Source organism: Actinopolymorpha sp. B17G11 (genome assembly GCF_040196095.1).
In the GTDB taxonomy this organism is placed as follows: Bacteria; Actinomycetota; Actinomycetes; order Propionibacteriales; family Actinopolymorphaceae; genus Thermasporomyces.
In genome coordinates, this window is the sequence record NZ_JBEFTW010000001.1 from 157735 (window position 1) to 175729 (window position 17995).

Here is a 17995-nt window from a genome sequence, read left to right on the forward strand (position 1 = left end):
CCGCCGGCCTGGGCCAGCCCTTTCGATCGCATCCTTGCCAGGTTGGTATCGCGTCCGGATTCGGCCAAGGAGGCGGCCGAAGCCGGCTCGGTTACCGGTGTCGGCATGCCGCCTGGGAGGCTTGGGTCCATGGGACAAGACACTGAAGGTGCCGGCCACAAGCTCCGCTGGGGAATTCTCGGACCTGGGAACATCGCCCAGCGTTTCGCAGCAGATCTTCCGGCGTCGAAGACCGGCGTTCTCGTCGCGGTAGGCGGTCGCAATGCCGACAAGGCACAGGCGTTCGCGGCCAAGCATGGCGCAGACCGGGCATATGGAAGTTTCGATGAACTGTTGGCCGACGATGGTGTCGATGCCGTTTACATCTCAACCCCGCACCCACTCCACGCCGAGTGGGCGATCAAGACCGCGGAAGCCGGCAAGCATGTGTTGTGTGAGAAGCCACTGACGGTCAACCGCGCCGAGACGATGGCGGTGATCGAGGCGGCACGCGCGAACGACGTCTTCTTGATGGAGGCGTTCATGTATCGCTGCGTTCCGCAGACGCAGCGGCTTGTGCAGCTCGTGCGTGACGGCGCGATCGGTGACGTTCTCCAGATCGAGGCCTCATTCGCCTTTCGTTCGTCTCCCTCGCCTGGCAGCCGGCTGTGGGAGGCCGAGCTGGCCGGCGGTGGAATCCTCGATGTGGGTGGATATCCGGTCTCCATGGCGCGGCTTCTCGCGGGCGCCGCGGCGGGCAGGTCGTTCGCCGATCCGGAGTCCGTCACCGCGGGCGGTGTGGTCGGTGAGACCGGCGTGGACGAGTGGGCCACCGCGACCCTGCAGTTCTCAGGAGGCATTTCCGCGCACGTCACCACGGGCATCCGGCAAGGGGCGGACAACGTTGTCCGGGTCACCGGCAGCGCTGGCTATCTCCTCGTTCCGAATCCCTGGTTGCCGGGGCGCGACGGCAGCAGTTCGGGCATCTCGGTCTACCGGTTGGGGGCGGACGTCGAAGAGATCGAGGTCGAGCCGACTCCGTTGTACGCAGCGGAGGCGGACACCGTGGCCGCTCACGTCGCCGACCGGCAGGCACCGGCCATGAGCTGGGACGACTCGCTCGGACAGGCGGCGACGCTGGACAAGTGGCGACAGGAGATCGGACTCACCTACCCCGGTGAGCGCCTCGATGCCTCGATCCCCACGGTGCACCGGCGTCCACTCGCCAGGCGGAGCGACCACGTCATGCGCTACGCGGAGATCCCGGGCGTGGGCAAGCCCGCCTCCCGGCTGGTGATGGGCGTCGACAACCAGACCAACCTGCCGCACGCGACGGTGATGTTCGACGACTTCGTTGAGCGCGGCGGTACGACGTTCGACACGGCGTACATCTACGGCGGTGGGATGTGCGAACGCGTGCTGGGGCAGTGGATCCGCAACCGCGGTGTCCGTTCCGACGTGGTGGTGATCGGCAAGGGTGCCCACACGCCGCACTGTGATCCGGAGTCGATCACCCGGCAGCTGCACGAGAGTCTCGAGCGGTTGCAGACCGACTACCTCGACATCTATTTCATGCACCGCGACAATCCGGAGTACCCCGTCAAGGAATTCGTCGACGTGATGGACGAACACCTGCGGGCCGGGCGGATCAGGGCGTACGGCGGGTCGAACTGGAGCACGGCAAGGGTCGCCGAGGCGAACGCGTACGCGGAGTCGGCTGGGAAGGCCTCCTTTGTCGCGATGAGCAACAACTTCTCGCTGGCGCGGGCAATCGACGTGCCGTGGGCGGGATGCGTGTCGGCCTCCGACGACGAGTCTCGGCAGTGGCTGGAGAAGAACCAGTTGGCCCTGATGCCCTGGTCGAGCCAGGCGCAGGGATTCTTCACCGGGCGGGCGGATCCTGCGGACCGGTCCAATCCCGACCTGGTGCGCTGCTGGTACAGCGACGACAACTTCGAACGCCTGGCACGGGCGCGCGAACTGGCCGAACGACGCAATGTCGCGCCGACGGCCATCGCGTTGGCATACGTTCTGCACCAGGAGTTCCCGACGTTCCCATTGATCGGGCCGCGGGCGCTCGCGGAGACCCGCAGTTCCTTCGACGCACTCCGGGTGGAGCTGACGCCGGACGAGGTGCGGTGGCTGGACCTCCGGGACTGACCTCCGCCGAGCTGGATGAGGAGCCCTTTCGCGCGAACTTCGGCGTGAAGGGGCTCCTCAGTCAGCCGACGACGCTGATCCGGTAGCTGATCCGATCAGCAGGCTCGTCGAGATCGAGGCGGACGAGTCCGCAGAGGCCGCGCCGGTTCTCGAATCCGAACGGAAGATGGATCATCGCCTCGATCTGGGCATCGACCGTCACCGCGACCGTCTCATCGCCGTAGGTCAGGTGGATGCCGTCGGAGCGCTGTTCGACCGTGGTGTGGACACCGGTGCCGGGATCGCGCAGGTAGGGAACGAGAAGTGTCCGGTGATCGATGGTGCCCGGCGTCGCCTCGACGACCGAGACACCGCCGGGGGCCGCGAGCACGGTGAGCTCGTAGGCGAACGCGGGTTGGTCTTCCGCCTCCGGTGCCGTGGCGCGCAACCGGACGCCGCGGGTGGTCGGACCGGGCGTTAGGGAGGCGAGTGGCTCGTCGAGGGTTAACGTCCGTTGGGCCATGATGTCGAGGCCGGTACGCCCGGGTGTCGGGCGTCGAGCCATGCCCAGGTTGACGAAGGTCCCCGTCTCCGGATGCTTGACGCTGGAGGCGAACTGCAGGAAACGGCCCGGTCCGACGGTGAGGTCGGTGATGCCGTACCCGTCGTAGGCCGGTGCGGGATCGGCGTTGACCGCCACACTGTACGGACCGGAGTGGGCGACGCCTCGGTAGGTCGGCGTGTGTTCGACGCGGACGGCGGGCGGACGATCGGCGGTGACAGGAGCGGTGTCGGTGAACCCGTGCAGCAGCGCGGCGGCGAGGAATGCCAAGGCCAGGTTGCCGTAGTGGGCGTCGGCGGTGTAGCCCTCGTAGCCGATCCGGTAGCCGGCTGGAAGAAGGTTCTCGACCGGGCTGAACGGGCCGTCAGCGCGCTGCCAACGCCGCATTGACGCGAACGCGCGACGGGCGCCGTCGGCGGCGGCTACAGTGCGCGCCGTGTTGCTGGTCAGTGCGGGATCGCTTGTGTTGCTGGTGTTCGCCGGCTGGCCGCCGACGTCGGGGCCGAGGCCGGAGAAGTAGCGTTCGGCGAGGGTGAAGAAGGCGATCTGGGCACCGACCGTCCAGGTCTGGCCCGCGCTCCGGTGCGCGGATGCCAGGGACCCGTCGGACATCTGGACCGCCCGGCTGCGATCGAGCCCTGTGACCATGAGCCGTTCCAGGTCCCCGCGAAAGCGACCGTCGTAGCCCTCCGCCAGCAGATCCGCAACGTGGTAGCGCGTGAACAGATCGTAGGAGTTGGGCTTGCCCGGCTCGAAGTAGAACCCGTCCTCCGGACGGAGCAGGTCGTCGAGGAACACACCGAGCCAGGTGTCGACATCGCTGATCGTGTACGGAGAAAGGCCTTCGCGGATCCGGATCCACTCTCCGGACAACCACACCGACGCCCAGTTCGACGGCGGGCGACTGCGGAAGGACGCCTCGATGTCGACGGCCTTGATGCGCTCGGCGAACTCGGTGGTCCGGTCCGCACCAGCCGCCGCGAGGATGCGGTAGGTCTTGAGAATCGGTGGCCAGGTGAAATCGCGGTGGTTGGATCGGCGGACGGCTCCCGTGGCACGGGAGAAGCCGGCCGCCGAAGGTGTCAAGGACGGGTTGCCGGTGTGCGTGAGTGCCGCGTCGAGACCGCGAACGGCGTGGTCGAGGTGGAACTCCCGGCGTTCGGCCGGGCCGAGGACGGACAGGGCGGCGTGACAGAACATGTGATACGCCGTGCCGTACTGCGTCGGCTCGTCGAACACCGGGTCGTGCAGCTCTCCGGAGCCTTGCAGGTAAGGAAGATAGCTCTCGACACCGGTCGCCAACAGGTCCAACGGACGGACGTTCATGACGGTGATGACTCCCACCTGCTCCGTGGTTCCAGCCCTGGTCGTCTCGTTGCTGCGCTGGCGGTTGCTGTGCTGGTTGTTGCTGTGCCGATTGTTTCTGCCCTGCGTCCGCGCCGGTGCCGTGCCCGGTTGCTCAGCCGTCGTCCTTCTCGATCGCCGCTGTGCGCGTCTGTGCTGCCCGGATGCGTTCGAGGTCGAACTTCTCCCGACGGTCGAACAGATAGACGCCGTTCTGCTCCTGGTAGACATCGGTCAGCTGGGTGTAGCAGTAGCCGAACATGTTCGGGTCGTCCAGGAGCACGGCGACCAACCCCTCGAAACGGGAGTAGAACTCCTCCAGAGTCCGTGGCCGTTCGCCGTATCCCCAGGAGTCCTCGTCCGGCCCCGCGTCGGGGTTCCACCAGATTCCGCCGAACTCGCTGCAGAAATAGGGTTGTCCGGCGTACGAGATCGACCATGGCCGGTCGGCGCCACCGGCATTGGTGTAGGGCTGGTCCTCCGCCAGACCTGCCATGGCCTTGCCGAACTTCGCCGGATCCTGTTCGTAGTTGTGGGAGTCGTAGACATCGGTCTCGCGGACGCGGTGGGAGTAGCCGGAGGCGTCCAGGACCGGCCGGGACTGGTCTGCGCCCTTGGTGGCAAGGAACATCCCGCGTGTGACGTCGTCCAGCACCGTCACCTTGTCGTGCAACCACTGCCGGGTTTCGTTGAGCGGGCACCAGCCGACGATCGACGGGTGAGAGTAGTCACGCTCGACGGCCTCGAGCCACTGGGTGATGTAGGTGGCACCGGGTTGTTGGTTGTCGCCTTCTCTGCCGGCGTTGGCGCCCCAGTCGCCGAACTCTCCCCAGCAGAGGTACCCGAGCCGGTCGGCGTGGTAGAGGAAGCGTTCCTCGAAGACCTTCTGGTGAAGGCGTGCGCCGTTGAAGCCGGCGGCTTTGGACAGTTCGATGTCGGCGACCAGCGCGGCGTCGCTCGGCGCGGTGAGGATGCCGTCCGGGTAGTAGCCCTGGTCGAGAACCAGTCGCTGGAACACCGGATGGCCGTTGAGCAGGATCGCCTTGCCGTCAATGGTCACCGAGCGAAGGCCGGCGTAGGTCGCCGCGGCGTCGACGATGGTGTCGTCCTCGTCGACGAGTTCGAGGGCGATGTCGTAGAGGAACGGGTCGTCGAGTGACCATGTCCGCTGCCGGGACTCCGGAATTCGCAGAGTCAGGCGTACGCCGAAGTCGAGGTCGGCACGGATGCGCTCGGTGGTGATCTCACCCGTGTCGTCTGACAAGCGGGCCTTGACGGCGAGGCCGCGACGGGATCCGCCGGTGACCGGGACGTCGAGATGGAACGCCCCGCCGGCGAGGTCGGGAGTGATCCGAGGGCGGCCGAGGTGGGACTGTGGAACCGGTTCCAGCCAGACCGTCTGCCAGATGCCGGTGGTCCGGGTGTAGAGGCAGCTGTAGTTGCCGTAGCGGTCGGACTGTTTGCCGCGCGGGAGCGGCCCGTCCTTGGGGTCGCGGGCCCGAACGACGAGGGTGATCTCCTGCCCTGCGACCTGGCCGAGATCGGCTGTGAACGGAGTCCAGCCGCCCCGATGGCGGGCCACCTCGACGCCGTCCGCCCAGACGGTCGTGTCGTAGTCGACGGCCTGGAAGTGCAGGAGGACCGTGCGGCCGGCCCAGCTGTCGGGGACCTGGATCGTCCGGCGGTACCAGACGGCGTGGAGGAAGTCGACGTCACCGATTCCCGACAGCTCGGACTCCGGGCAGAACGGCACGGTGATCTCGGACCCGAGATCCCGCTCCGCGAGCCGGCGTTCGAGCCCGGTGTCGCCCCGGTCGATCTCGAACTGCCAAGGTCCGTTGAGGTTCAGCCAGTCCGGGCGTACGAACTGTGGACGGGGGTACTCGGGACGGGGGCAGTCGCCGGAGTGCGACGGTTGGGCGGCGTCGTCCGTGGTGGCCCGCGGGGCTTCGTCTGGCACGGCAGCTCCTCAAGGTGCGGGAGGCAAGCTCCTACATCGATGTAAAAGCCGATCCTCTCAGACCGCCACAAGTGGTTCTAACCCCGGATTCACCTCAACGGTGCCTACTGTCCGGGGATGGACGCGCCCCGGCGAAGGCCGAGCTCTCATGATCATGAAAGAAGATCGGGCGATAGGCCCCAAAAACCTACCTGATCACGATCATGATCACCGGGCGTCGGCGGGAAGACGGGGGCGGGGCTGGGGGCTGGGGGCTGGGGGCTGGGGCTCGAGGGTCAGTTGGGGACGGGTTCGACGGTGCGGGCATGGCGGGCGCGTTCGGCGGCGAAGACCGCGAGGTGAGTCTCGAGCGACTCGAGTGCGCCGGAGCTGATGAACGACGAGTCACCCGTGGCGAGGGCCTGCGTGAAGGCCTCCATCAGACCCGCGTCGCCGCCGCCGTGTCCCGACCCCGCGTCGGAGCCCAGCGACTCGACCGACAGTTCCTCGGTCTCGTCGGTCAGGAAGTCGAACACCCGGATCTTCTCGCCGTCACCGTCGATGCTGCCCCGCGTACCGAAGATCTGCGTACGTCGATGTCCCGGTGCACTGAACCCGGTCATGGTGAAGGTTCCCGTGACTCCGCCGGCAAACTCGAGCGCCACCACCTGGTGGTCCACGACGTCGTTGTCGCAGGCGTAGACACAACGTCCGTAGGGGCCGTCGCGAAGAGCCTGGGTAACGCCCGCTTCGGTCAGGTCGCTGGTGACGACGTGGATCGGCCAGCCGGTGTGGCCACGCTCGATCATGCCGAGATAGATCCGCTTCGCCGAGTAGGCGCAGGCGGACTCGACCGCGCAGTCGAGGCACCGGTCGGCCGCGCCGACGGGCCGATGCTCCGGCGTGAAGTGCGAGAGTGTCCCGAAACTCGACACCCGTTCGATCGGCCGTCCGATGACGTGGCGCAGCCAGTCGATGTCGTGGCATGACTTCGCCAGCAGCATCGAGGACGACTGGTCCTCCCGGCGCCAGTTCCCACGGACGTAGGAATGGGCCTGATGCCAGTAGCCCACCGGTTCGAGGTGCTGGACGCTGGTGATGGCACCGATACGGCCGGAATCCACCACCTGCTTGAGAAGTCTGGTGTACGGCGTGTAGCGCAGGACGTGGCAGACCCCGAACTCCACCCCGGCGGAGCGCACGGCCTGGACGAGGGTGCGACAGCCCTCCTCGTCAGGGGCCATCGGCTTCTCCACGAGCAGGTGGTAGCCCTGGTTGGCGAGGGCGACGGCGGGTTCGACGTGCTCGGCGTCCTGGGTCGCGACGATGGCGGCATCGGCCATCTTGTCGGCGGCGATGAGGTCCTGCCAGGACGAGTACGTGTGCTCCGGCGGGATGCCGTGGCGTTCTGCGAGCGCCGCGCGGTGGTGGTCGCGTGGTTCGGCGACGGCGACGACACGGGCCCGGTCTGGATGAGCGGCCGCCCAGTTGGCATACACCGAGCCGCGGTTGCCAGCGCCGAGAATGGCGAAGGTGACCGGGCGTCCGATCGGGATGCGTGGTTGTACGTTCACCAGCTGCTCCAACCTTGTACCGACCCGGCCGTGTCCACACCTGGTCGCGCGGGATTCGTCGACGTCAGGACACGATGGTGCCAGGTGGGTGGCGCCGAACCGGAGGGTACGCCGGCACTGTCACACCCCCGCCCGGCGCTGCCGGATCTGGTCTGTCCTCTCCGGGACCCTGCTGTTGACCCTCCCAGTGGCGCTCCCTACCATTCGTGAAACGATTCAGACCGTGCGGTTGGGCAGTGCTGGGAGGGGTGGGCAGCCGCCCGTCGACCTGGAAGAGGGGAGCAGGCTCGTGCAGCGCGTGTGTTTCCTTCTGCGAGTCAAGCGCGACCGACTCGACGAGTACCGCGAGCGGCATCGGCATGTCTGGCCCGAGATGCAGGACGCCCTGCGCGAGACCGGGTGGCGCAACTACTCGCTCTTCCTCACCGATGACGGCCTCCTGGTCGGATATCTGGAGACCGAGGACTTCGAGGCGGCCCGTGCGGGTATGGCGGAGCGCGACGTGAACCGTCGCTGGCAGGCGGAAATGGCCGAGTTCTTCGAGGACCTTGATTCGGGAAGCGCCGACACGGACATGCGCTCGCTCGACGAGGTCTTCCACCTCGACTGAGCTTCTGACGGACGGTGTTTCTCCTAAGAGAGGCGAGGCAATGACGACGAACGCCAGTGTCATGGTCGACAGTGTCAAGGCCGCTCTGCGTGCCCAACACATCGAGACACCGTCGTGGGCCTACGGGAACTCGGGGACGCGGTTCAAGGTGTTCGCTCAGGAGGGCGTGCCGCGAAACGCCTACGAAAAGGTCGATGACGCCGCTCTCGTGCACACCCTGACCGGCGTCGCTCCCAGTGTCGCCCTGCACATCCCGTGGGACCGGGTGGATGACTACGCCGATCTCGCCAAGCACGCCAAAGATATGGGAATCGCGCTGGGGGCGATCAACCCGAACGTCTTCCAGGAGGACGACTACAAGCTCGGCAGCGTGTGCCACCCCGATCCGGCCGTACGTAGGAAGGCCGTCGACCACCTGCTGGAGTGCGTCGACATCATGGACGCGACGGGATCGTCCATCCTCAGCCTGTGGTTCGCCGACGGGCTCAACTATCCCGGCCAGGACTCTCTCCGTGCGCGTCAAGATCGCCTTGCGCAGGCATTGGGCTCGGCTTATGACCGGCTCGGCGACAGTCAGCGGATGCTGGTGGAGTACAAGTTCTTCGAGCCGGCGTTCTATGCGACGGACCTTCCCGACTGGGGAACGTCATATGCCCACTGCGTCACCCTCGGCGACAAGGCGCAGGTGTTGGTGGACACCGGGCACCACGCACCGGGCACCAACATCGAGTTCATCGTGGCGTTCCTGCTCCGCCAGGGCAAGCTCGGCGGGTTCCACTTCAACTCGAGGTTCTACGCCGACGACGACCTCATGGTCGGGGCGGCGGATCCGTTCCAACTGTTCCGCATCATGCACGAGATCGTTCAGGCGGGTGCGCTGGACGCGTCCGCCAACGTCGCCTTCATGCTCGACCAGTGCCACAACCTCGAGCCCAAGGTCCCGGCGATGATCCGTTCGGTCATGAACGTCCAGGAAGCGACCGCCAAGGCGCTGCTGGTGGACTCCGCCGCGCTGGCCGAAGCCCAGGCGAACGGCGACGTGCTCGGTGCCAACGCGGTCGTCATGGACGCCTACAACACCGATGTGCGACCGCTCCTGCGTGAGGTACGTGAGGAGATGGGCATCGACCCGGACCCGATCGCGGCCTACCGCGGGTCCGGGCACGCCGAACGCGTCAAGATCGAACGCAAGGACGGCCAGGCCGCCGGCTGGGGTGCCTGAGGTGCCTGACGTGCCGGACGTACCTTCGGCGGCGGGGTCCGCCACGCGTCCCGGTGGGTCCGCCACGCATCCCGACGTCGCGCGACTGCTCGATCGCAGCCACCGACTCGGCGCGGACCCGCGCAACACCAACTACGCGGGCGGAAACGCGTCGTGCAAGGCGACGGCCACCGATCCGGTGACGAACGCCGATGTCGAGCTGCTGTGGGTCAAGGGTTCGGGAGGCGACCTCGGAACCGTGACGGAGAAGGGTCTCGCGGTCCTGCGGCTCGACCGGCTGCGGGCCCTGACCGAGGTCTACGAAGGGGTCGAACGCGAGGACGACATGGTGGCGGCGTTCGACTTCTGCCTGCACGGCAAGGGCGGGGCGGCACCATCGATCGACACCGCGATGCACGGGCTCGTCGACGCCGCGCACGTCGACCATCTCCACCCTGACGCCGGTATCGCCTTCGCGGCGGCCGCTGACGGTGAGGCGCTGATCAAGGAGTGCTTCGGCTCCCGGGTCGTGTGGGTGCCGTGGCGGCGCCCAGGATTTCAACTGGGCCTGGACATCGCGAAGATCAAGGCCGCGCATCCGGAAGCTATCGGGGTGATCCTGGGCGGTCATGGCATCACGGCGTGGGGTGCCACCTCCGAGGCGTGCGAGGCCAACTCGCTGGAGATCATCCAAGCCTGTCAACGCTACCTTGACGAGCACGGGCGCCCTGACCCGTTCGGGCCGGTCGTCGCCGGCTACGAACCGCTTCCCGAAGGTGAACGCAGGGCGCGGGCGGCGGCGCTCCTTCCGTTCGTCCGCGGCCTCGCCTCCACCGACCGTCCGCAGCTCGGCCACTACACCGACTCTGACGCCGTGCTTGACTTCCTCGCCCGCAAGGAACATCCGCGCCTCGCCGCCCTTGGCACGTCGTGCCCGGACCATTTCCTGCGGACGAAGGTCCGCCCGCTGGTGCTCGACCTCCCGCCTTCTGCGCCGCTGGAAGACGTGACCGCTCGCCTGAGGGAGTTGCACGCCGCCTACCGCGAGGACTACCGCGCCTACTACGAGCGGTACGCCGACTCCGCCACACCGGCCATGCGCGGCGCCGATCCGGCGATCGTCCTCGTTCCTGGCGTCGGCATGTTCAGCTTCGGCAAGGACAAGCAGACCGCGCGGGTGGCCGGCGAGTTCTACGTCAACGCGATCAACGTCATGCGGGGCGCCGAGGCGATCTCGACCTACCAGCCGATCGAGGAACGCGAGAAGTTCCGGATCGAGTACTGGATCCTCGAAGAGGCCAAGCTGGCGAGGATGCCCAAGCCCAAACCGCTCGCGACGCGGGTGGCGTTCGTCACCGGCGGCGGCTCGGGCATCGGCAAGGCCATCGCCGAACGGCTCGCTGCCGAAGGCGCGTGCGTCGTCGTCGCCGACATGAACGCCGAGACGGCGGCGGCGGTCGCCGAAGGCATCGGCGGCGCGGACGTCGCGGCATCGGTGACGGTCGACGTCACCGACGAGAACCAGGTGCAAGCTGCCCTTGACAGTGCGGTCCTCGCCTTCGGCGGGATCGATCTCGTCGTCAACAACGCCGGCCTGTCGATCTCGAAGTCCTTGCTGGAAACGACGACTGCCGACTGGGACCTGCAGCACGACGTGATGGCGCGCGGGTCGTTCCTGGTGGCGAGGGCCGCCGCCGCTCTCCTGATCGACCAGGACATGGGCGGCGACATCGTCTACATCTCCAGCAAGAACGGCGTCTTCGCCGGACCCAACAATGTCGCCTACGGCGCCGCGAAGGCCGATCAGGCACACCAGGTGCGGCTGCTGGCCGCCGAGTTGGGAGAGCACGGCATCCGGGTCAACGGCATCAACCCTGATGGCGTCGTCCGTGGCTCCGGCATCTTCGCCTCCGGCTGGGGTGCCCAGCGGGCGGCCGTCTACGGCGTACCGGAGGAGAAGCTCGGCGAGTACTACGCCCAGCGCACCCTGCTGAAACGGGAGGTCCTGCCCGAGCACGTCGCGGCGGCGGTCGTCGCTCTGGTGGCGGGTGATCTCTCGCGCACGACCGGTCTGCACGTCCCGGTCGACAGTGGCGTCGCCGCTGCCTTCCTGCGGTGAGTTCGGATGGACAGCCCGACGACGAACGCCCCGCAGGCCTCACCGACCGCTCAAGCCAGGCAGAAGACGCTGACCGCCGCGGCCGTCGACCTCGGCGCGTCGAGTGGGCGGGTGCTGCTCGGACACGTCGGCCAGGACACGTTGACGGCGAAGGTCGTCCACCGGTTCGCGAACGAGCCGATCGAGGCGGCCGGCCGGCTGTCCTGGGACCTGGACGCCTTGTGGGACGGCATCCTGGCTGGGATCCGAGCCGCCACAGAGACGGCCGCGGCCCTTCCTGACGCGTCGCGGCTGGAGTCGGTCGGCATCGACTCGTGGGGCGTCGACTACGGTCTGCTCGACGAGTCGGGCGCACTGATCGCGCCGCCGGCGCACTACCGGGACGGGCGCACCGCGGGCGTGATGGAACGCGTCCGGGCGCAGCTCGGCGACGCCGAGATCTACGCGAGGACCGGCCTGCAGTTCATGGCGTTCAACACCGCCTACCAGCTGCTCGCGGAACAACCGGACGACCTTGCCCGGGCGGCGGCGATGCTGATGATCCCCGACCTGCTGTGCCACCGCCTCACCGGCACGATCGGGGCGGAACGCACGAACGCCTCCACCACCCAGCTGTACGACGTCACAAGGTCGGGCTGGTCCGACGACCTCATCGCCAAGCTGGACCTGCCACGGCGGATCTTCCCGCCCTTGCGCGAACCGGGCGAGCCTGTCGGCACACTGCTGCCGCACGTGCGTTCGGCACTGGGTGTCAACGACGGGTTGCGGGTGACGGCGGTCGCGTCGCACGACACCGCCTCCGCGGTCGCAGCGGTGCCGGCCGAGGGTGAGCATTTCGCGTACATCTCGTGCGGCACCTGGTCTCTGGTCGGGGTGGAGCTACCCGCGCCCGTCCTGTCCGCGGACAGTCTCGCCGCCAACTTCACCAACGAGGTGGGCGTCGACGGCACCGTGCGGTACCTGCGAAACGTGATGGGGCTGTGGCTGTTGCAGGAAAGCCTGCGCCACTGGCAGGAGTCGGGTGAGCAGGTGAGTCTCGAGGGTCTGCTCGCGGCCGCCGAGACCGAGCCGCCACTGCGCAGCGTCGTCGACGCCGAGTCCGAGGAGTTCCTCGCTCCGGGTGACATGCCCGGACGCATCCGCGCGTACTGCCGGCGGACGAACCAACCGGAGCCGACCACCCCCGCGGCGCTCACGCGGTGTGTCATCGACAGCCTCGCGCTCGCGCACGCGCGCAACGTGGGACTGGCCGAGCGACTCTCCGGCGCCCAGGTCGACGTCGTCCACATCGTCGGCGGCGGCGCCCTCAACACCCTCCTCTGCCAGCTCACCGCCGACGCCTGTGGGCGGCCCGTGGTGGCCGGCCCGGTCGAGGCGACCGCGTTGGGGAACCTGCTCGTCCAGGCACGCGCGTACGGCGTCATCCCCGATCGCGTGGCCGGACGCGCGCTCGTCCGGCAGACCCAGCAGCTGCGCCGCCACGATCCCCGTGACACTGACCGCTGGCGGGCCCACCTGGGCGACTGACACGACGCGCCGCCCGGCGCGTGGAGGCGTACGTCCTGGACGTCGCCGAACCGACCGGAACCGGACGGACGGTTGCCGCAGGTCGGTCCGCCGGCTGACCGCCCTTTCATGAGCCGGCGCGCCGATGGGTATGGTGCCGGCGACGTCGAACCGCGGGAGGGTCCTCGTGCGCGCACTTGTCTTTCGTGGCCCCTGGGAGATCGCGGTCGAGGAGCGGCCGGATCCTGTCGCGGGCCCCGGTGAGGTGGTCGTGGGCGTCGTCTCCACCGGAATCTGTGGGTCCGACGTGCACGGTTTCACCGGGGAGAACGGCCGTCGCTTTCCCGGACAGGTCATGGGGCACGAGACCGTCGGCCGAATCGCCGCGGTCGGGCCGGACGTGGCCGCGCCGCCGGTGGGGACGCTGGTGACCGTCCACCCCGTGCTCGCGTGCGGCACCTGTGCCGCCTGCCGCGCGGGGCTGGACTACCGCTGCCCCGTCAAGCGCATCATCGGCGTGGATCCGGCGTACAGCTCGGCGTTCGCCGAACTCATGGCGGTCCCGGCCGGCAACGCCGTGCCCCTCCCCGAGGACATGCCGGCCGAGTACGGCGCCCTGGTCGAACCGCTCGCGGTCGGTCAGCATGCCGTCGTCCGTGGCGGATGCGGGCCGGGCGACCGGGTGCTCGTCGTCGGCGGCGGGCCCATCGGGCAGGCGTGCGCGCTGGCCGCCCGGCGGCTTGGTGCCGGCGGACTTGTCGTCTCCGAGCCGCACGCCGGTCGCCGTTCGCTGCTCGCCGACGTGGGTGTGGCGACCATCGACCCGGCTGCTGGTGACTCGCTCGCCGACGATGCCGCGGCCGCGCTCGGCGGCCCACCGAGCCTGGTCGTGGACGCGGTGGGGTCGTCGCGTTCCCTCACCGACGCCTTGACCGTATGTGCGCCGGGCGAGCGGGTGGTGCTGGTCGGCATGCACGAGCCGCAGGTGAGCATTCCCGCGTACGACGTGAGTATCGAGGAACGCACCCTCATCGGCAGCTACTGCTACACGGCCGACCACTTCCGCGAAACGGCTGCCTGGGTGGCGACGGCGCCGCCGGAGCTGGCCCGGCTGGTCGAGGGCCGGGTGGGCCTGGCGGAGGCGCCGACCGCGTTCGAGGCACTGGCGAGGGGAACCGACGGCGCGAGCAAGGTGCTGGTCTTCCCCGGTGACCCGTCGTCGTCGTAGCCCCGATGCCCCTACGACGCCGCCGCGTAGCTCCTGAGGTCGAAGCTGTCCACGACGTCGGCCGGGCGGAGTGACCGGCCGGCCGCCAGCAGACGGCGAGCAGCCATGTGGTCAGGCACGCGGTTGACCGACTCGACGGCGACCAACCGCTCCCCACGGAAGCAGAACACCGAGAAGGCGCCTTCCGTGGGATCGCCGCGTACGACCGCATTGTCGTAACCGTCCGAGATGCCGGCGATCTGGAGTCTGGCGTCGAACTGCTCACTCCAGAACCACGGCAGTGACGTGTAGGGCTCGGCGGTACCTGTGAGACGGGCGGCCAGGCACCTGGCGTGGTCGACGGCGTTCTGCACCGACTCCAGGCGGACATGGCGGCCGGTGTGCCTGCTGGGATAGGCGGCGCAGTCGCCGATCGCGGAGATATCGGGGTCCGACGTGGACATGTGGGTGTCGACGACGACTCCGTTGTCGACGGCCAGTCCGGCTTCCGCGGCGAGCTCGGTGTTGGGCACCACACCGATTCCCACCACGACGACGCCTGCCAGCAGCACGGTGCCGTCCGCGAGCTCGACCGCCGTCACGTGCTGCGTGCCGTGCAGGCCGGCCACCGGGACACCGCGCACCACGCGATTGCCATGCCGCTCGTGCAAGGCTTCGTAGTGCTGGGACACCACCGGCGACACCGCCCGCCGCATCACCCGGTCCGCCACCTCGACGACCGTCACCGTCAGCCCGAGCTTCGCCGCTGACGCGGCGAACTCCAGTCCGATGAAGCCGCCGCCGATCACCACGATGTCGCGGGCGGTGCCCAGCCGTTGGCGGATGCGGTCGGCGTCGGCCTTGGTACGCAGGCCGAGTACGCCGTCGAGCTGGGCACCCGGAACGGACAGCTCCCGATTGCGGGTGCCGGTGGCAAGGACGAGATGCCCGTACTCCAGCTCGCGGCCGTCGGCGAGGCGGAGTCGGTGGCACTCGCGGTCGATGCCGACCGCGTGCCCGGCCACCAGTTCGATGTCGTGCTTGGCATAGAACGTCATCGGACGCAGCGCGAGCCTGGCGTCAGCCAGCGCTCCAGTGAGGTACGCCTTGGACAGCGGAGGCCGTTGGTAGGGGATGCCCGGTTCATTGCCGACCAGGACGACGCGGCCCCGATATCCCTTGTCCCGCAGCGACGCGGCCACCTGGTAGCCCGCCTGCCCGGCACCCACGATCACGACGGTGCTCATTGTTCGCTCACCGCTCCTCGTTCGCTCCGCGGACGGCTCGCTGCGCATCGCCAGCCACTCCGCTCACTGCGTCGGGTTCGCTCGGTGGTCACGTCTGCTCCTCGGGAACGGTGACGATGAGACCATCGAACTCGCCTGTGACCCGCAGCTGGCAGGACAGCCGACTGTTGGCTTCGCGAGGGCTCGCGGTGTTGTCGAGCATCGCGTCCTCGTCGATGCGCATCTCGGGCAGCCTGTCGAGCTGTTCGGGGTTGACGTAGACATGGCACGTGGCACAGATGAGGTTGCCGCCGCACTCGGCGACGATGCCATCGACGCCGCCTTCCAGCGCCGCCTCCATGACCGACATCCCCGTGCGCACATCGAAGGACATCGCGGAGCCGTCCTGCTGACAATAGGTGATCTTGGGCATCATCAAAGCTCCGACCTTTCCAAATGCCTTTCCGGTGGACGTGGGCGTCGATGCCGCGTAGAGGAAACGGTAATAAGGGCTTATTGCCGGAATGTTAGATTCGCTCTCAATGAGCCAGCCGTGCGTTGTGCGGTAAATGTTCGCCCCCCGCAATCCGCCCCCAGTGAGCATGCGCGGTGTCCTCACCAGGGGAGGTCGACGATGACGCACAGGTCAGCGATCCGAACCGTGCACGGCGTCGGACTGTCGGGCGGTGGCGGACTGGGCGGCTGAGTGGGGCTCGGTGACGTGGGCGACGGGCTCGGTGGTGGTTCCGGCGCGGTCGGCGACGGACTCGGCGCGGACGTGGGGGGTTGCTCGGTCGCGGTCGGCGTAGGCGTCCCGGCTGGCCCGGGTGCGCCGGGGTCCCGGTTCGGCCGCGTGACCGGCGGCGACCAGTCCGCGGCGGGCTCCGAGCCCGGTCGTGTCCGTTCGGGCGTCGGTGTGGGCCCTGTCACCGACTCCGTGGGAGTCGGCTCGCGGGTCTCCGGTGGTACGGCCGGGCGGGTGGGCGCCGGTGCGGGTAGCGCCTCGCCGATCTCTCGCGCGCCGAAGGGCCACAGGACGGAGAGCACGAGGACGACGGAGGCAACCAGGGCGGCCGACCCCGCTGCCACCGTTGCCGGACGCCTACGGAGTCGCCGTACCAGGGCCGTGGCGCCGGCACTGACGGTACCCGCGGTGAGCGCCGCTCGGGTGCGGAGCGACTGTCGACGCCGCCGGATCGCGTTGATCACCGCGTCGACGACCACGAAGCCAACCAGGCTCACGCCGAAGACCGGCAGCAGCCAGCCGAGCACGGCGGCGGTCACCACGACGCCAGCCAGGACGGTACGCGGCAGCTGCCGCCACGCCGGCGGAGGCGCTGACGCCCACGGGTCCTTGTAGGGGTTGCGCGTCCACCACATCCGGTAGCCGAGCCAGGCCAACGCGATCACGCCGAGCGCCAGCAGCGCCACGATGATCTGGTTGGCGAGTCCGAACAGCCTGCCGGTGTGGAACTCGACGCCGATGGTCGCGAGCTTGGCGCCCAGCGGGTAGTCGCTCCAGCCGATCCGTTCGATCACCTTCCCGGAGGAGGGATGGATCGCGATGCTGTCGTGCCGGAGGGGCAGGCCGACCGACCTCTCGGCGGCGGTGTACGGCCGACTCTCCGCGGCGGGGAGAGTCACCACCAACTCACCACCGAGCCCCTCCGCCGCGGCGACGGCCAGCGCCTCGTCGATGCCGATCCGGTCGGCGTTCGCCGGCACGTCGACGGGGGCTCCCGTGAGCGCCGGAGCTCGCGCGTCGAGTGGGTCGACCGCCTGCTGCGTACGACCGCCCGCGAACTGGGACATGGTCAACCCGCTGAGACCCAGGAGGAGCAGGCCGACGGCCAACCAGAGCCCGACCGGGCCGTGCACACCCAGCAGGCGCAACCGTTCCGCCTTGCTGCGGGTCGAGGGCCTGAGCAGCTCACCCCACCGCCGTCTGCGGCCCGGCTGGAGGAGCCACACGGCCACGCCACCGAGGGCGATGAACGGCAGCCAGCTGGCGGCGAGCTCGGAGTACAGCCGTCCAGCGTCGCCGAGGTGCAGGTTGCTGTGGAGATCGCGAAGCCAGGTGTTGGCGGGTAGCTGGTTGGCGACCGTGGTCAGCTCACCGTTGAGGTAGCCGGTGTAGGGATCCACGAACACCGTCCGGGTCGCGCCAGGCTCGCCGGAGTCGTCCAGGTCGGGCACCGACAGCAGGACACGTGTGGTGCGGTCCGGTGCGGGCGGCGGCATGACTGCCCGAACGGTGGCCTCCGGATGTGCGGTGAGTGCTGCCTCGACCTGGTGCGACATCGGGTGTGGTCTGCCGTCGGCGTTCTGGACGTACAACATCGAGTGGTACAGGCTGTCGTGGATCTGCGGGGTGAACACGTAGAGCAGACCGGTGAGGCACAGCACCACGAGGAACGGTGCGACGAAGATCCCGGCCAGGAAGTGCAGCCGGCGGGCAAGCACGCGGACGACGGTGCGCGTGTCGGCGGGTCGCGGTTTCCTGGTGTGGGAGGCCGGCCGCCGGACCTGCCGAGCGGTGTCCTGAGCGGCGTCCGATGTGGACAACGTGAACTCCTTCTGTGTGCCCTG

The 17995-nt window shown here is 68.6% G+C and carries 12 protein-coding genes; 6 read left to right on the forward strand and 6 right to left on the reverse strand.

Annotated features, from left to right (window positions below):
* Positions 1–129 precede the first annotated feature (129 nt).
* On the forward strand, positions 130–2139 hold the full coding sequence (locus ABN028_RS00725; protein WP_349695208.1) for an aldo/keto reductase: 2010 nt from the start codon (positions 130–132) through the stop codon (positions 2137–2139).
* A 61-nt stretch (positions 2140–2200) separates the two neighbouring features.
* On the opposite strand, the gene ABN028_RS00730 is transcribed toward ABN028_RS00725, so the two are convergent.
* The 3 genes from ABN028_RS00730 to ABN028_RS00740 all read right to left on the reverse strand — a co-directional run bounded on the left by ABN028_RS00730 (position 2201) and on the right by ABN028_RS00740 (position 7537).
* The gene (locus ABN028_RS00730) at positions 2201–4006 is read right to left on the reverse strand and encodes a hypothetical protein (RefSeq protein ID WP_349695209.1); all 1806 of its coding nucleotides are present in this window, start codon (positions 4004–4006) and stop codon (positions 2201–2203) included.
* 133 nt (positions 4007–4139) lie between these two features.
* Positions 4140–5984, reverse strand: a complete 1845-nt coding sequence (locus ABN028_RS00735) for a glycoside hydrolase family 2 protein (protein ID WP_349695210.1) — start codon at positions 5982–5984, stop codon at positions 4140–4142.
* 275 nt (positions 5985–6259) lie between these two features.
* Entirely contained in the window at positions 6260–7537 is a 1278-nt protein-coding gene (locus tag ABN028_RS00740) for a Gfo/Idh/MocA family protein (protein ID WP_349695211.1), read from the reverse strand.
* Positions 7538–7826: 289 nt separating this feature from the next.
* Here ABN028_RS00740 and ABN028_RS00745 point away from each other — a divergent pair, with 289 nt between their 5' ends.
* The 5 genes from ABN028_RS00745 to ABN028_RS00765 all read left to right on the forward strand — a co-directional run bounded on the left by ABN028_RS00745 (position 7827) and on the right by ABN028_RS00765 (position 14201).
* Positions 7827–8147, forward strand: coding sequence for an L-rhamnose mutarotase (locus tag ABN028_RS00745; RefSeq protein WP_349329589.1), 321 nt, complete (start codon positions 7827–7829; stop codon positions 8145–8147).
* 40 nt (positions 8148–8187) lie between these two features.
* Positions 8188–9369, forward strand: coding sequence for an L-rhamnose isomerase (gene rhaI, locus ABN028_RS00750; protein ID WP_349329588.1), 1182 nt, complete (start codon positions 8188–8190; stop codon positions 9367–9369).
* A 1-nt stretch (position 9370) separates the two neighbouring features.
* Positions 9371–11467, forward strand: coding sequence for a bifunctional aldolase/short-chain dehydrogenase (locus tag ABN028_RS00755; protein WP_349695212.1), 2097 nt, complete (start codon positions 9371–9373; stop codon positions 11465–11467).
* Between the two features lie 6 nt (positions 11468–11473).
* Positions 11474–12994 (forward strand): rhamnulokinase, encoded by a 1521-nt coding sequence (locus tag ABN028_RS00760; protein ID WP_349695213.1) that lies wholly within the window; start codon positions 11474–11476, stop codon positions 12992–12994.
* 166 nt (positions 12995–13160) lie between these two features.
* The gene (locus ABN028_RS00765) at positions 13161–14201 is read left to right on the forward strand and encodes a zinc-dependent alcohol dehydrogenase (protein ID WP_349329585.1); all 1041 of its coding nucleotides are present in this window, start codon (positions 13161–13163) and stop codon (positions 14199–14201) included.
* Between the two features lie 11 nt (positions 14202–14212).
* Here ABN028_RS00765 and ABN028_RS00770 read toward each other — a convergent pair whose 3' ends face one another.
* The 3 genes from ABN028_RS00770 to ABN028_RS00780 form a co-directional block, all read right to left on the reverse strand.
* The gene (locus ABN028_RS00770; protein WP_349695214.1) at positions 14213–15427 is read right to left on the reverse strand and encodes an NAD(P)/FAD-dependent oxidoreductase; all 1215 of its coding nucleotides are present in this window, start codon (positions 15425–15427) and stop codon (positions 14213–14215) included.
* Positions 15428–15515: 88 nt separating this feature from the next.
* Positions 15516–16010 carry a 2Fe-2S iron-sulfur cluster-binding protein gene (locus ABN028_RS00775; protein ID WP_349329583.1) on the reverse strand — a complete coding sequence of 165 codons (495 nt, stop codon included), beginning with the start codon at positions 16008–16010 and terminating at the stop codon, positions 15516–15518.
* A gap of 11 nt (positions 16011–16021) precedes the next feature.
* A complete protein-coding gene (locus ABN028_RS00780) occupies positions 16022–17971 on the reverse strand; it encodes a PepSY-associated TM helix domain-containing protein (RefSeq protein ID WP_349695215.1) in 1950 nt (649 codons plus the stop codon).
* Positions 17972–17995 lie beyond the last annotated feature (24 nt).